11 protein-coding genes are annotated in these 16,866 nt (G+C 34.1%); 1 reads left to right on the forward strand and 10 read right to left on the reverse strand.

Annotation, left to right across the window (positions count from 1 at the left end):
• Window positions 1-65: 65 nt before the first annotated feature.
• The 9 genes from AC4AGG_RS05770 to katG form a co-directional block, all read right to left on the reverse strand.
• Complete coding sequence (locus AC4AGG_RS05770; RefSeq protein ID WP_489771040.1) at window positions 66-818, reverse strand: LytR/AlgR family response regulator transcription factor; 753 nt, start codon at window positions 816-818, stop codon at window positions 66-68.
• Complete coding sequence (locus AC4AGG_RS05775) at window positions 815-2,455, reverse strand: sensor histidine kinase (RefSeq protein WP_489771041.1); 1,641 nt, start codon at window positions 2,453-2,455, stop codon at window positions 815-817. Before AC4AGG_RS05775 ends, AC4AGG_RS05770 begins: the two co-directional genes overlap by 4 nt.
• Before the next feature lie 245 nt (window positions 2,456-2,700).
• Window positions 2,701-3,579 (reverse strand): YitT family protein, encoded by an 879-nt coding sequence (locus AC4AGG_RS05780; protein ID WP_489771042.1) that lies wholly within the window; start codon window positions 3,577-3,579, stop codon window positions 2,701-2,703.
• A gap of 1 nt (window position 3,580) precedes the next feature.
• Window positions 3,581-4,162, reverse strand: a complete 582-nt coding sequence (locus tag AC4AGG_RS05785) for an HD domain-containing protein (protein ID WP_489771043.1) — start codon at window positions 4,160-4,162, stop codon at window positions 3,581-3,583.
• Between the two features lie 405 nt (window positions 4,163-4,567).
• The gene (locus tag AC4AGG_RS05790) at window positions 4,568-6,586 is read right to left on the reverse strand and encodes an adenylate/guanylate cyclase domain-containing protein (protein WP_489771044.1); all 2,019 of its coding nucleotides are present in this window, start codon (window positions 6,584-6,586) and stop codon (window positions 4,568-4,570) included.
• Between the two features lie 6 nt (window positions 6,587-6,592).
• Complete coding sequence (locus AC4AGG_RS05795; protein WP_489771045.1) at window positions 6,593-8,809, reverse strand: adenylate/guanylate cyclase domain-containing protein; 2,217 nt, start codon at window positions 8,807-8,809, stop codon at window positions 6,593-6,595.
• Window positions 8,810-8,816: 7 nt separating this feature from the next.
• On the reverse strand, window positions 8,817-11,153 hold the full coding sequence (locus AC4AGG_RS05800) for an adenylate/guanylate cyclase domain-containing protein (protein ID WP_489771046.1): 2,337 nt from the start codon (window positions 11,151-11,153) through the stop codon (window positions 8,817-8,819).
• A gap of 91 nt (window positions 11,154-11,244) precedes the next feature.
• Window positions 11,245-11,721 carry a hypothetical protein gene (locus AC4AGG_RS05805; RefSeq protein WP_489771047.1) on the reverse strand — a complete coding sequence of 159 codons (477 nt, stop codon included), beginning with the start codon at window positions 11,719-11,721 and terminating at the stop codon, window positions 11,245-11,247.
• 85 nt (window positions 11,722-11,806) lie between these two features.
• Complete coding sequence (gene katG, locus AC4AGG_RS05810) at window positions 11,807-14,056, reverse strand: catalase/peroxidase HPI (RefSeq protein ID WP_489771048.1); 2,250 nt, start codon at window positions 14,054-14,056, stop codon at window positions 11,807-11,809.
• Window positions 14,057-14,250: 194 nt separating this feature from the next.
• Between katG and AC4AGG_RS05815 the strand changes: the two genes are divergently transcribed.
• Window positions 14,251-15,786, forward strand: a complete 1,536-nt coding sequence (locus AC4AGG_RS05815) for a S41 family peptidase (RefSeq protein WP_489771049.1) — start codon at window positions 14,251-14,253, stop codon at window positions 15,784-15,786.
• 50 nt (window positions 15,787-15,836) lie between these two features.
• Here AC4AGG_RS05815 and AC4AGG_RS05820 read toward each other — a convergent pair whose 3' ends face one another.
• On the reverse strand, window positions 15,837-16,772 hold the full coding sequence (locus AC4AGG_RS05820; protein WP_489771050.1) for a LacI family DNA-binding transcriptional regulator: 936 nt from the start codon (window positions 16,770-16,772) through the stop codon (window positions 15,837-15,839).
• Between the last annotated feature and the right edge of the window lie 94 nt (window positions 16,773-16,866).

The raw sequence follows: 16,866 nt of genomic DNA on the forward strand, positions 1-16,866 counted from the left end.
TGGTTTCGAGTTATAAACAGAAAAACTTGGTAACTCGCTACATTTTGGTTGAAATCTTGGTTATCTTAGAGAGAGAGTTGCGCCTTCACCCAATCTTTCTTTTGGCGTGAAACTGGAACTTCGAATCCATCCTCTAAACACAGAAAATCTCCTTGCTTTTTGATGAAACTTCGGATATAATTTTTGTTAATCAAATGAGATTGATGACACCTTAAAAAATCGTAATTCTCCAACATCTCTTGATACTCGTACAATGGAGTACTCGAAAGGATCTCTTCCCCGTTCTTAATATAAATAAAAGTGTAAGCGTTCTTGCTTTCGCACCTAATGATATCACTCACTGGTACAAATCTAATTTCCTTCAAAGATGAAATGGCAATTTTGTGCTTGCTTTTATCATTTTCGTACTTGAAGTACTCCAATAAATTTTCAACTGATTTGTTCTGTTTCTTTTCATTAATCCTTACTATTGCTTTGTCAATCGCCAGTCTCAAATCATTGATATCAATTGGTTTTAAGATATAATCTAACGCCGAAAACTTGATGGCATCGATGCCGTACTCTGTAAAAGCAGTAACAAAAATCACTTCGAAATCTTTGTCTTGAATCATTTTTAGAAATTGGAATCCATTTTTATTCGGCATCTCAATATCAAGAAAAATAAGATCTGGCTGATGTTTCATAAATGTAATCAAAGCCTCATCCGCAGAATTTGCGGTATCTGCAACCAGAACTTTATCGGAGAAATATTTCTTTAATATTTGATCCAGATTCTTGATGCCGTTAATCTCATCATCAACTAAAATGGCCTTTATCATATTTTCATTAAATTTTTATACCTCAAAGTAACTTTGGTACCCTTTTCTGTCCTCCCAAAAGATAAATTAATCTTTACAGATGGAGATACATCGTTATATAAATTTATTTTTTGTTCGGTAAGTTGTATTCCCACTCCTTGATGCTTTTTAGTAGGATCAAATCCTGCTCCATTGTCGCTGATTTCGTAAACTAAATCATCATGTTCTTTATCAATTTTAATTTGAAGCATTCCCTTTTCTCCAAGTATCGATATTCCGTGTTTGATGGCGTTTTCAATAATCGGTTGTGCTAACAATGGGACTACTTCAATATTTTCTGTCTCTAAGTTTTTTGCAACATCAAAAGTACAATCAAACGGAAATCTGAGGTTTTCTAAGGAAATATAATTCTTCAAAGTATCTATATCTTGACTTAAACTTATCGTCTCTTTTTGACTGAAATCCAAAATATTTCTCATCAATTTAGCAAAATTACTAATGTAATTGTTAGTTTTTTCTATTTCATTATTATTGACCAACCCCTGAATTGAATTGAGTGAATTAAAGACAAAGTGCGGATTAAGTTGTGAAGAAAGTGATTGCAACTTGAGCTTTTGCCATTTCATTTTTTTCTTATTCTTTCGATTTCTTAGGAGTAATCCAAAGATGATGACGGAGATTAGTAAAAGCAAGAGACCTCCAATTTGAACCCAAAGTTTCTGATACCAATATTTATCGGTGTAATAATTAAATTTTATGAATTTTTCTTTACCAGTATATCTTACTTGCAACTGATAATCATTGCCTTTCTTGAAATCCTTCACAATGATGTAGTCATCTGCTAAATTCCATTTTACATTGGATTTTTTACCATTGGTAATGAGTCGATACTCCAACATGTTTTTTGAGCTCACCCCTTTTTTTCGTCTAAAAAAGATTGCGAATTTGGTATTCTCGTCTACACGTTCGGGTCTTTGATCCAAGCTTAGAAATTTGGTACCTGGCCAATCATTATAAAAGTTGGGATTATTGAGGTTGCGCTGCTTCGAAGTATCTCTCAAAAAATTTTCTAAAGATGGATTGTTATAATCATGTACTTGACTGGTGACAAAAGGAACAATATCTGGATTCTTTTTTTTGAAAACATACGTAATGGTCTCATTCGTGTTTTTTTTTCTTAATAAGAATTTCAAAACATCCCCATTCTGCAGTTTAGTTCTAAATAATTCATACATACTGTTATTAGCTTTTGGTACACCTTTTCCAATAGGAATATAAGTCTCCATCTTTCTGTCCTTTGATGTAATGGCACACCAAGCTTCGATAATTTGGCCGTTATTTATTACTTGAAACTCTAAATCTTCAATTTTTGTAGGTGTTGATTTCAAGTCATAATAATCTGCCCCAATTACTGAATAGCCGTTAAGCGTTTTGTCAAACGATTTGATCGTAAAATCCTCACCATAGACCTCTATGAGAATTTCTTTGTTGATGTCTTTAATTTCTGGTGTGCTATTAACATTATCCCAAATTCTACTGAAGTAATTATTGGAAAATACCAATGCATTTCCTTTATAAACAATTAAGTATTCGTTGTTTTGAGCGGAAATAAAGAGTGGTGTAATTAATATAAACAGAACCAAAAAAATCTTTTTCATTGTGTGTAGTTTTAATATGAAGCAAATTTATGATAGTACCGTTTTTTAATATTTAGCTTTTTGAATTTGGTATATTTCATCTTGAATACGCCAATAATAAGACGGGAAATCAAATAAAAGGAGTTTTAAAACAAAAAAACCGTTTCACAAAAATAGTTTGCACAACGGTTTATATTTAAAAGTACAATTTTATCAACTCCCTAATTTCTTCCTCTAACATCCATCTTCCATCATCCTTCTAATTCCTAATGCTTCACCACTTCTTTCACGATTCCGCCTTGAGGTTCACGAACGGTTTGAGTAAAGATGAATGCTTTCGGGTCGATAGATCTCACAATATTTTGAAGTTTTCTCACTTCGAGTCTGGTTACAATTGTAAAAATAATATCAACATCCGCACTTTGTTCAAAAGACTCCTTCATAAATCCTCTTTCGCCTTTGTAGACAGTAATCCCACGATTAAGAGTTAAAACCAAAGCTTTTTTAATTTCTTCACTGTTTCCTGAAACGATGGTTACACCAGTATATGCTTCAATTCCTTCAATCACATATTTGGTAATTTGACTTGCAATGAGATATGTAAGAATGGCATACAGCGCGGTTTCTACCTTTATAAATGCTGCAATAATGAAAATTATCATGTTCATCCCAAGAATAATTTCGGTGATGCTGAAACTGCTTTTCTTGAACGTCATCAAAGCTAAAACCTCCATTCCATCAAAGGTTCCACCTCCTCTCATACACAAACCAATCCCAATTCCAAGAAAAAAACCACCAAAAACTGCCACCAAAAGTTTGTCATGTGTAAGCTCAGGAAATGGAATAAAGTGCAAAACAATTGCGATTAAAAGGATCGTAATACTACTTCGGATGGCAAAATGCTTCCCGATTTTAAAATAAGCTAACACTAAAAAAGGAATATTAAGTAGGATAAGCAAAATTCCCAAATTCCAATGTTTGACTTCATGAAGCAACAAGGAAATACCGGTAACACCACCATCAAAAAAATGGTTAGGAACAAGAAAACTTTTCAGCGCAAAACTGGCTGAAAGCACACCAAGAACTAAGAAAATAATATCTGAAAATGTAAAAAGTGGTCCGTGCGACTTAGTAGAATTCTGCATTTTAGTTTTTTAATTTTGATTTAATGATATTTAAATTTTCTTGCTTCTTTTGGTTTCTTTTGTCAATCGTAGTTTTGGTAAAGAAGTGGTGACTCTCTAAGAATTTCTCTTGCAACAAGTTCCAATCTCTTTCAGAATTTACGATTCCAAAAACCGAAAGTTCTTCAAAAAGCTTATCCCCAATGGTGAAAAAGTCGTCTCTTCCCAAATAATCCAAATCGGCATCTGCCAAAATTTCTTCCAAATGATTGTGAGGCGTTTGTGGAATTTTAGTCGCCATAATCATTCCTTTTATCTTGTCAATCTGCTCTTGACTGTAACCATAATCCGGAAGATATTTTTGGGCGATTTCGCATGACTTTTCTTCGTGATCTTTTGCACCAAACAAAAATCCGGTATCGTGAAAAAGCGCTGCGGTTTTCAGCAAGACAATATTTTCCTTGTCAACATTTTCAGAAATAGCAATCTCCTCCACTGCTTTTATGACATCCTTTACATGCAAAACACTGTGATACGAAAGATGTTCAGGAAGTTTCTCTTTGAGCTTTCTGATAACGACGGTTTTTATTTTAGAATATTCCATATGAAATCTAAATTATGAAATTTGATATATAAATTTTGGCTAAAGCCAATCACTTTGTAAATTCCTAAAACGGGCTAAAGCCCTTTTCTATTGATAAATATATTAATTCTTATAATTAATCTGCATAACCTAAAGGATTAATAAATTTTGTCTCCCGCAGATTTTACAAATCAATTCTTGCACATTCTACTAATAAATACATCCAATACCTGTTGTGCATTTAAAAACATTTCGTCAATTCGAGTAGATTTTTGCAAAAAATCGTATCGAGAAGAAACACAATTTTGATTAAAATCTTGTTTTCGATACTTTTTCCCATGGAAAAAACTCAAACTGACGATTTTTTAAATCAAAATTTCAACAAATGCACAACAGTATCTAATATGTTTTTATAATAAATCTGTGTTATCTGCGGGATTTATTTAACACAAAAAACATTTCCATTTCTCCTTTCCCTTTGGCATTGACTTTTCCACGCGGTTCTACTTCGAATTGGTCTTTAATCAATTGATAGGTATTCTCGGAAATATTGACTTTCCCCGCAACACCGCTTTGTTCCATTCTTGCCGCTGTGTTCACGGTGTCTCCCCAAATATCATAGGCAAACTTTTTCACCCCAACAATTCCTGCAATTAACGAACCCGAATTTACACCAATTCTGATGTCTAATGTATTTGGATTCTCTTTTTTTCTGTTTTCGATAAAGTCAATAATCTCCAAAGCTGCGGAAACGGTTTGATGGGCGTGGTCTTTACTTTCGTGTGGCAATCCGCAGACAGCCAAATAAGCATCTCCAATGGTTTTAATTTTTTCCAAACCATGCTTCTCCATAATCATATCGAAAGCGGTAAAACAATCATTGAGTTCACTCAGCATTTTCTCCGCTCCCAGTTTTTCCGAATTTTGGGTAAAATTTACAAAATCTGTAAATAATACGCTCACTTCATCATAATTTTTGGCTTCGGAACTTCCTTTTTCTTTGAGTTCTTCGGCGACTTCCTGAGGTAAAATATTGAGCAATAGATCTTCTGTTTTCTGTTTTTCTATTTGGAGTTCTTGGGTACGTTCATCGACTTGCTTTTCGAGAACTTCGTTTTGGTTTTCAAGGATTTGTTGTTTTTCGGAGGATAACCTCTCAACTTCTTCTATTTGTAGATGAAGATTCCTATTGTTATTGGCGGTTCGATATGCCAAAAATGTAGAAAGCGTAAACGGAATACTAAAAATAAACAATACAAAAAGTAGGAAAACTGCCATTTCACCGAGACTATCATTCGGATTTATAATCAGATTACCTTTGTTAATAATTAAATATATAATAAAGCCCAATAAAACCAGAAAGAAAAACAAAAGTCCAGTCCCAATAATTCCAGAACCTGGCGTTCTTCTTATAATAGCACGAATGATTAGAAATAATGCTTCGATACTTGCGATAATAAACATAAAAACAACAATAGCTCTCAGCAACTCATAACTTTGATCCGCAATGCAAAACGAAAGTAAGACGCATAAGATTATTGCTAATAGAAGATTAACCTTCCATCTTACTTTTCCGAACAAAGAATTTAGCATAATACTAAGAAAAAAAACAGCGATTGCACCTCCAAGAAAACTGATGACTCCAAGCGTATTCACTCTTTCTACTTTTGCAGAAGAAAATGATAAATACCAAGCAAATACAAACAACGACATCCCAAAACTGAATATCGAAAAATATAAATTGGAATATTCTTTACGATAAAAAAAGTAAGAAAATAAATGAATCAAGAAAAGAGTGAAAAATATGGCGGCAGTCCCAAAAATTAGAAGACTTCTAAGAAGATTTTGATACAAAAAAGTTGAAAAATAGGAATCTGCAGATGTAATAATGACATTAAAACCGTCAGTAAGACTGCTTTCCGGAGGTTCTACATTTTCGTATCGGATTGCTAAAGTATGATTTCCTACATTTCCACTATTAATGACCAAAGGTGAAATGGGATCTACATACCCTTTCTTACCTTCTTTTTGAAAACTGCCATAAGTTTCCATTAATTTACCATCCCAAAAGACTTGCATGGCTCCGCCGCTGCTAATCTCAAAAAAAACAGGTTTATTTTCAACAGATTTATCAATACAGATATTAGTTCTAAACCACATTAGATTCGAGGGCTGGTTTTTCTTTAACTGCGCTTTATCTCTAAAAGATTTAATAGTTGTACTTTTCCATTGAGAATCATCAAAATCTTTCTGAGCCCATACTTTATTGTCACCAATCTTAAACTTCCAAGGTTCAGAAAGGTTAATTATTTGATTAAACTTAAAAAGACTATCTGTAATAATCACTCGGCAAGAATCATTTGCACCCTTCTGCCCAAAAGACAACATAGAAAAAAGCATAATGAGAAACAGAAAAAATCTTCGCTTCATTTTATAAAATTTCATTTGTACTTAATTCTTAGCTTTTTTAACAAAATACATTTCCATTTCGCCTTTTCCTTTGGCGTTGACTTTTCCACGAGGCTCTACCTCGAATTGGTCTTTAATCAATTGATAAGTATTCTCGGAAATATTGACTTTTCCAGCAGCACCGCTTTGTTCCATTCTCGCCGCGGTGTTCACCGTATCTCCCCAAATATCGTAGGCAAACTTTTTAACCCCAACAATTCCCGCAATTAACGACCCCGAATTAACTCCGATTCTGATGTCTAAAGTATTGGAATTCTCTTTTTTCCTATTTTCAATAAATTCAATAATATCCAAAGTTGCTAAAACCGTTTGATTAGCATGATTTTTGGTCTCATGAGGCAAACCACAAACCGCCATATAAGCATCTCCAATCGTCTTAATTTTCTCCAAACCACGTTTTTCCATAATCATATCAAACGCGGTGAAACAATCATTGAGTTCTTCCAACATTTTCTCGGCTCCCAATTTTTCAGAATTCTGGGTAAAATTCACAAAATCCGTAAACAAAACACTTACTTCATCATAATTTTTGGCTTCCGAGCTACCTTTTTCTTTCAGTTCCTCTGCAACTTCTTGAGGGAGAATATTGAGCAGTAAATCTTCAGTTTTTTGTTTTTCAATTTGAAGTTCTTGTGTTCTTTCATTCACTTGCTTTTCAAGAATGTCATTTTGATTTTCTAGGATTTGTTGTTTTTCCTTTTCTTGTTGAAGGTTGACTTCCGAAAGGCGATTAACTTCGTCTAACTGTTTTTTTAATTTAATATTGGTGGAAGCAAATTGCCAGGCCAAATACGCCGAAATGGAAACAGGAAAGCTAACAAGTACAAAAACTGCAACATAACCAAAAAAGTCACTATTCGCTATTTTTGAAAAATCAATTAAACCAATTGCACCCAAAATTCTTAAAACAATTGATATCAAAATAAAGACAAAGAGAAATAGAACACCTCCTCCTACAATAAACGCTGACTTTTCTCGACGAATCATTGCTCTGATAATCAGATAAAAGGATTCAAAAGCCACAAACATCAAGTAAAGTAATGCAAAACTCGTTGCAAATGGCACACTAATCTGATAGAGGATTATTAATACTATCGGAATCGAAAATAGTATCCAAAACCTAATTTTACTCCTTCCAAACAAAGTATTAACAAATCCCGTTAAAGAAAATCCTAAAACAAGCATAGAAAGGAAAGATAAAAAGATATTGAACTTTAAATCCTCCGTCTCCTTCATATCGTAAAACAAGAGTACAGATAAGCTTATTGCAGCTATCGATAAATTATAAAGAGAAAAATACAGATTGTAAATAGCCTTTCTGTAAAATAGAAATAATAACAAATGAACAAATCCTAAAGCGGCAAATATCCCGCAGATTAGCATCGTGTAAAAATTGAAATTCTGAATTTCTTCGAAAGTATCTCTCAGATCTTCATCAGCGCTACTGAAACTAATCCTTGGGGCTTCTGATCTAAAATTGACAATTTTCATTCCATCATTATTCGACGATAGATATCGAACCGCCATCACATTGACATCCGTATTTTTGAAGCTAATTACCAAAGGCACCAAATCTCTAACCCAAAATTCAGAATCTTTTCCCTTAGAAATTTTCCCCAATTTTTTAAGCAATTTCCCATTGAGATAAATCTCGGAAGCACCAACTTGTGCGATCTTGACAGTTAAGGGCCTGCCAATCATTGCAGAATCAACTTTGAAATAATACCTTAACCATACAACTTTATTTCTATTTTTGACATCTAATTGGCTAATATTGATAGTTTTCCACCCCGAATCATCATAATTTGGAGATGCAAATTTAGGCTGATCCTCGAAAGAATACTTCCAAATGCTATCGAATTTCAATCCAGAAGCCACACTGTCACCTACAAGAGTTTTTGGATTTTCTCTCGAAGTCTGTGCCCAAGAAAAAGTCTGAAAACCAACAAACATAAAAACCAAAATAATTTTTACGAATGCAGAGATTACTCCTTCGTCGGAATGACAGCGTTTGTCATTCTGAATGAAGCGAAGCGGAGTGAAGAATCTCTTATAAATATTTAAGATTCCTCCTTCGTCGGAATGACATCGCTTGTCATGTTGAGCGAAGCACAGCGAAGTCGAAACATCTATTTCGTCTGTTGAGATTCCTCCTTCGTCGGAATGACGAATGTTGAAAATTTTAAATATTGGATTCAAAACACAATTAATTAGGATTAACAAAATACATATCCAAGGCACCTTTACCTTTGGTTTCAATTTTTCCACGGTATTCGCAGTTGAAATCTCCACTGATCATATTGTAAGTCGTGCCGGAAATGTTTAGTTTTCCATTCTCGGAGTTTTGTTCCATTCTTGCAGCGGTATTGACGGTATCTCCCCAAATATCATAGGCAAATTTCTTCACCCCAACAATTCCGGCAATCACTGGCCCTGAATGTATCCCAACTCTAATATCCAAAGCATTAGGATTGGACTGTCTTCTTTCGTTGATAAATTTAATAATTTCTAAACCAGCATTGACGGCGTTCTGCGCATGTTGAGGCGTCGAAACTGGCAATCCACTTACGGCAAGATAAGCATCTCCAATGGTCTTGATTTTCTCCAGACCGTATTTGTCCATAATTCTATCGAACTCAGTGAAACAGATATTCAATTCGTTAAGCACCTCCTGAACTCCCAATCTTTCAGACGTAGATGTAAAGCTCACAAAATCCGTAAACAAGACCGATACTTCATCATAATGTTTTGCCTGCGTTTCACCCTTAGCTTTAAGCTCTTCCGCAACTTCGTGAGGCAAAATATTGAGCAACAAATCATCTGATTTCTGCTTTTCTTCGGCAATTCTTTGGTTGTCTTTTCGCTTCTGGAAATAAGAAAATCCTGCAAATCCTAATAATAAAAGAGATAAACCTGCACCAACTGCCCAAACATTTTTCTGCAGTTTAGAGCTTTCTATTTCCGCTTTTGCAACGGCATCTTTTTTCTCTTGATTGATTTTTGCAATTTGTCGTTCTTGTTCGTACTTTTGGTTAAGCGCCTTTTGTTGTTGTTCGTAGGTTAATTGGATTTCGCGACGCTTAAGATCTTCTTCTAAAGCCAATCTTTTCTTCTCTTCTTCGGTTTTGGCAGCAGCTTGCTTTTTCTCGTATTCAAAACGAAGTGCCTTGAGCTCCATTTCTTTTTGAAGTTCGAGCCTTTTGGATTCTTCTTGAAGTTTCACGCGGATTCTTTCTTGGTTGACTTCGTAGTCGGATTGAGCGTCAGAAAGTTTTCGCATATTGTCCAATCCGTAGATTTTTTCGTTACCTTCAACATACTTTTTATAGTAAAACAAAGCTTCTTTGTAGTTTCCTAATTGCTCATGAACTTTGTATAAATTCTCATTGTTTTGAACAATTGATTGTTCAATAATCACAGAAGAACCATTTTTTAAATACTCTTGTTGATTGTTCAATTTAGCAAGTAAATTTTCTAAATCAGTCTTGCGAGTAGAATTTTCAGAAGAACTTTGTTCCAAAGTAAGCAGTTTATCAACTTGAATATCAATATATGCAGACTCATATAAAAACTTTGTTGATTGCAAATCTTGTTCAGGAGCTAATTCAATTGCTTTTTGAATATAGCTTTCTGCCAAATCATAGTTCCTCTCATCTTTATATATTTTAGAATAACCAAGATAAACTACACCTAAACTTTGCGGATTTTTTTCTTTAAAAAACTGGTATGCTTTGTCTAAATAATATTTAGCAGAATCACTTTTTTTTGCTTCAGCATAATTTAAACCTAATAATGAATAATTTGTATTAATAAAATTCAGATCGCTTTTTGCAGTCAATGAATTACTTTTCTTATAAAAATAATTTGCTCTGTCATAATCCTTTGTTGTAGAATAAAAACTTGCAACACCTAAATGAGCCTCATTTAACTTCTCAGGATAATTTTTTTTAACAAAGTCCAAATATGTATTCGTTAATTCATAGGCATCTCCAAATTTATTTTGAAGATAGTTATTAGCAAATAATCCTCTGTAAGCAAACATAACGAAGTGCTTATTCACGCTTTTCCCTTCCTTGTAATACTGTATATTTTTTCTAAAGTACTTTGACGCTTCTTCATTATTTTTAAGAGCGTAAAGATTGTACACTCCATACATATGATTAACTAAAGCCTTATTAGTATAATCCTTTGAATTTTCAAGGATTTTGTCACCTTCTTTAAGATAATTTAGCATAGAACTAAAATCCCCTTTTAACATATACAATTCTGCAACCATAAGAGAAGTTTGCCCTGAAGCTTCTTTATCTCCATTCTTTTTTTGATAGTATAGAACATTTTTAGAATAAACCATTGCACTATCAATCTTTTGAGCAGGAACATATGCTAAATATAATTTCATTGAAGCAACAATTTTATCTTTATCAGTCTTAGCGGTACTAAGCTGCTCCTTCAAATCCAAAATTTCTTTGGATTCCTGCGCATAAGAAATAGAAATAAAACTTAAAAATATAAGAATAGCGTAACGCTTTATAATCGTGTCCAAGGTGTTTTTTTTATGGGAACAAATATAAAAAAATAACCTGAGACTGATGGCGAAAGCCTGTCTAAATGAAGCGAATTAATAAATTTGTAACTTACATTCCCGCAATCAAAGTCATCTGATAATTAATACAGTGAATCATTAATAAGATAAAATCCGGTTCGAATTCAGCGAAATCTTCAATTTGGATTTCGTAGTTGGAGTTCAGTTTTTTCCAATCAAAAGAGGATTTGATACCCAAAACTCTTCGGTCGAGTCCGTCCTTCAGGACAAGTTCCATCCCAGACCAACCTTTCCATGCCAGGAAATACCTTAATCCTGAAATTTCCTCTATTGCAAAGCCTGTCCAAGTCGTTTTGACTCTTCTTTTTTTTAATTTGTTTTCGTCATATTGCACCAAATCAGTCAACCAAAAACCTTCCATTTTGACTACTGATTCGTCGTAAAGAGTGCTGATTTTCGCATCGAAGGAAAACCATTTTTCGTATTGGAGACTTCCTAAATTCCGTTGATTTTCATCTTGTAGCTTGAATTCGCTAAGACCTTGCGAAATGACGTGGTATGTTTTCATAATAAAAGCAATAAGCAAAAATACAAAAAAACGGACTCCAAATGGAGTCCGAAAAAAAAACACAAATGATTAAGATTAGTCGATCTTAATGTATATCGAATCGATCAGCATTCATGACTTTCGTCCAAACCTTCACGAAATCTTTTACAAATTTTTCTTTATTATCGTCTTGAGCATAAACTTCAGCGTAAGCTCTTAAAATAGAATTAGATCCGAAAACCAAATCTACTCTGGTTGCTGTCCATTTGGTTTCTCCAGATTTTCTGTCAACAATGTGGTACAAATTCTCTCCTGCTGGATTCCATTTGTAATTCATATCCGTTAAATTCACGAAGAAATCATTGGTCAACGCACCTTCTTTATCAGTGAAAACACCATGTTTAGCTCCACCAAAATTGGTTCCTAAAACTCTCATTCCACCGATTAAAACGGTCATTTCCGGAGCTGTTAATCCTAATAATTGCGCTTTATCTAAAAGCATTTCTTCTGGAGAAACCACATAATTTTTCTTTTGCCAGTTTCTAAATCCATCGTGAAGTGGTTCTAACTCTTGGAAAGATTCAGCATCGGTCATTTCTTGTGTGGCATCTCCTCTTCCTGCAGTGAAAGGAACTTTAACATCAAATCCTGCTTCTTTTGCTGCTTGTTCAACTGCGGCACTTCCTCCCAAAACAATAAGATCTGCAATACTAACTTTTTTATCTAATTGAGATTGAATAGTTTCTAAAACACTCAACACTTTATTTAATCGTGTTGGTTCGTTTCCTTCCCAAATTTTCATTGGTTCAAGACGGATTCTTGCACCATTTGCTCCACCTCTGTAATCTGAACTTCTAAACGTTCTTGCACTATCCCAAGCTGTTTTAATTAACTCAGTCTTAGTTAATCCTGAATTTAAAATTCCAGATTTTAAATCTTCAATTTCTTCTTCAGATAAAGTATAATCTACTGCAGGAATTGGGTCTTGCCAAATTAAATCTTCAGTAGGAACATCAGCTCCTAAATATCTTGATTTTGGACCTAAATCACGGTGTGTTAACTTGAACCAAGCTCTTGCAAACGTATCCGTAAAATATTCGAAATCATTATAGAATTTTTCAGAAATTTTTCTGTACTCAGGGTCTATTTTCAAGGCCATATCGGCATCGGTCATCATAGGATTTCTTCTAACCGAAGGATTGTGAGCATCAATAGGCTTTTTCTCCTCTGGTAAATTAACAGGTTCCCATTGTTGAGCTCCAGCTGGACTTTTAGTCAATTCCCAATCATAGTTTAATAACAAATCCAAAAATCCGTTATCCCAAACCGTTGGATTGGTCGTCCATGCACCTTCTAAACCTGAAGTCACCGCATTTGCTCCACCACCTTTTGGATTAACCCAACCAAAACCTTGCTCGTTAATCGGCGCCGCTTCTGGTTCTTTACCCAACGTCGAAGCATCTCCATTTCCGTGGGCTTTTCCAACCGTGTGTCCACCAATTGTTAAAGCAACAGTTTCTTCATCATTCATCGCCATTCTCTTGAAAGTCGTTCTCATATCTTGAGCCGTTTTCAAAGGGTCAGGATTTCCGTCAACACCTTCAGGATTTACATAAATCAATCCCATCATTACCGCTGCCAAAGGATTTTCTAAATCTCTTTCACCAGAATAACGACTTCCTTCACTTCCTGTAGGAGCTAACCATTCTTTTTCGCTTCCCCAATAAATATCATTTTCTGGATGCCAAATATCTTCTCGACCACCTGCAAAACCAAACGTCTTTAGTCCCATAGATTCGTAAGCCATATTTCCAGCTAAAATCATTAAATCGGCCCAAGATATTTTGTTCCCATATTTCTTTTTGATTGGCCAAAGCAAATGTCTCGCCTTATCTAAATTTCCATTATCTGGCCAAGAATTTAATGGTGCAAAACGTAAATTTCCTGTTCCTGCACCTCCTCTTCCATCGGCTGTTCTATACGTTCCCGCTGAATGCCATGCCATGCGAATCATCAAACCACCGTAATGTCCCCAATCTGCAGGCCACCAATCTTGGCTGTCAGTCATTAGATTCTTCAAATCAGTTTTTACAGCTTCCAAATCCAATTTTTTGAATTCTTCAGCATAATTGAAATCTTTATCTAAAGGATTGGTTTTAGTATCATGTTGACTAAGAATATCCAATTTCAAAGCTTTTGGCCACCATTCCATCACCGAATCATTGACTTCAGTGTTGGCTCCGTGCATTACGGGACATTTTCCAGATGATGCAGAGTGAGAACCACCTCCATTATGATCTTCTGAATGTTGATTGTGATGTGGAAAAGGACACTTTCCTTGTTCTGAGATATTCATAACATTTTTATTTTTAAATATTTACAACCCAAAGATATCCATTTACCAACTCATGACCTCAAAAAAATGATTCAATAAAAAAATAACAATCATAGATTTTACCAATTAATAAAATAATTGTCAATTTATAAAATCTATTTAAATACAATTCTACTCGCTGAATTATTATTTATTTTTGGCAAAAAAAATTCTAAATGAGAAAATTCTGGCTTCTACTTACCTTGTCACTATTGGCTTCTTGCGTTTCTGTTAAAAAACACAATGCCCATTTAGAAACTCCCATTTCACCGGAAAAAGCAAAACAAGACATCGATATTGCCTACGAAAAGATGCAGCAGTTTCACCCAAAACTCTATTGGTATATTTCTAAAGAGAAGTTGGATTACAAATTTGACTCGCTCAAAACGTCTATCAATCAACCATTGAAACCATACGAATTTTACGAAAAATTAGCTCCAGTTATTGCAGAAGTCAGGGAAGGACATCTATCGTTGCGACCAATTACAAAACGACTGACCAAAAAGGAAAGCAAAAAACTTAAGGATACCAAAGGAATCCTTAGCCGAATGGATTATATTGTGAAAGATAATCGAATTTTTGTAAAAGAAAATAAAGACAAGTTTGAAGACATTGAAGTTGGAACTGAAATTTTGGAACTTAACGGAAAACGAGCTGATGAACTTTTGAAAAAAATAAGACCGCTAACTTCTGGAGATGGCTACAACACCACTTTTTACGATTATGCTTTAGCAAAAAAATGGTCCACTTATTTCACGATTGAAAATGGTATCGTTGATAGTATTCGAATAAAAACTCTGTACGACCACCAAACAAAAGATGTTGTTCTTCATCGTCAAAAAAGTACCAAAGACGAGAAAAAAAAGGATAAAAAAGACGAAAAAGAACTTACAAAAGATGACAACAAAACCAAAGATTATAACGTTGTTACCAAAAGCTTTAACCGTGATTTGCAGTTTTTAGACAAAGATTCCGCTATCGCTTATATGAAAATTAAAACCTTTTCTGGTTTTCTTTCAAAAAAATTCTACAAAAAGAGTTTTGAAAAACTAAAAAACAAAAACGCACAATATTTAATCATCGACATTCGGGATAATTTGGGAGGCTCTCTTTCAGAAATTAACAACCTATATTCTTATTTGATGGACAAGGACTTCGTTTTTCTCAAAGATGTAGAAATTACTCAACGAAGCTCGACTTGGAGAGCCGATTACTTCAGCCATTTTCCGAATATTGCCAAACCAATTGGAGCTGCATTTTATCCTCTATATTTTTTCAGAAATCTAATTTCTACAAAGAAAAAAAACGATCAATTTTTTCTAAAAGAAAACGGTATTAGCTCCATCAAAAAACCGAAAGAAAACCATTTTACAGGCAAAAAAGTTTACGTTCTTATTAACGGAAGTAGCTTTTCGGCTTCCTCAATTATCTCATCCAAACTAAAAAACGATAAAAAAGCTACTTTAGTTGGCGAAGAGACAGGTGGTGCCAATGACGGAACCGTTGCGGGAAGATATCATACCGAAAAGTTACCAAATTCTAAGCTCAAACTTCCTATCGGTATCATGCTTATTCAGCCAAACATAGAATTTAGCAATACACAAAAAGGAGTAACCCCTCATGTTGAAATTCTGCCAACATTAGATGATATTTTTGAGAAAAAAGACCCACAATTAGACTGGATCATGGAAGATATCAAAAAGGGGATATAATATACAACTTGTAAAATAAAGGTGAATCTAATAGCAATAGCAACTGACAACTAATGTTGGTCGCTCACAATCTTTTGCAATAGCTTTTCAGCGGCAATTTTGCCCATTTGATAGCCATCATTTTTAACATATTCGAATTGTGGATTCAGATATTTTGGAAGAATTCCTTCGCTGATGGCAACGACTTTAAAATTTTTAGCACTTAATTGCTTCACTTTCAACGCATAATTAAGTCCAGCAAGCGTCTCATCACTCATTGTGAAAATCCCATCAAAAGGCACAACTCCCAATAAGTGCTTTACTTTATCATAGACTTGATCCGCCGAATCGCAAAAAACTGATTGGCAAGTAACATCTGGATACTTTTCAATAAATTGATTAAATGCTTTACTCCTTCTCTCAGAAATTTCCAATTTTTTACTACCAAAAATGGCCAAAATACTTTTACACTGTTTCTCAATAAGTATTCTTGCACATTCTTCAGCGTCTTTTTCGCTATCAAATGTGATTTTTTCATAGGTATCATCAGTTAGTCCCTTATCAAAAACCACAATGGGAATATCTAAGTCGTCCAACTTTCTAAAATGTTCATAGGTTTGAGTCTCTCTAGTTACTGAAATCAAAATACCATCTACTCCATGATTTGTACATATTTTAATATTTTTTTTCTCCCTTTCCAATGACTCTTCCGAGGACAAAATAAAAAATTGATATTCCTTCTCATTAAGTATTTGTGAAATTCCATCTATAATAGAAGGTAAAAAGAATAAAGACATTTTAGGAATAATTAGCCCAATCGTTTTAGTTGATTTATTTCTAAAATTAATTGCAAAATTATTAGGAATATAATTAAAAGTCTCTGCCGCTTCATGAACCCTCATTTTAACAGCTTCACTGATATCCTGATGATTTTTAAGTGCACGGGACACAGTCGAAGTGCTAATTTGTAGCAATTCTGCAAGGTCTTTTATCGTTGTTCTTTTCATTTAGCGAGGTTGGGTATTAATTTTGGTTAAAAGGAACACATAAAAACAACTAAAAATATAAAAAAAATCGGAGTATTTCATCTTAATTATTAAA

This window comes from Chryseobacterium sp. CG10_8, from assembly GCF_058117085.1.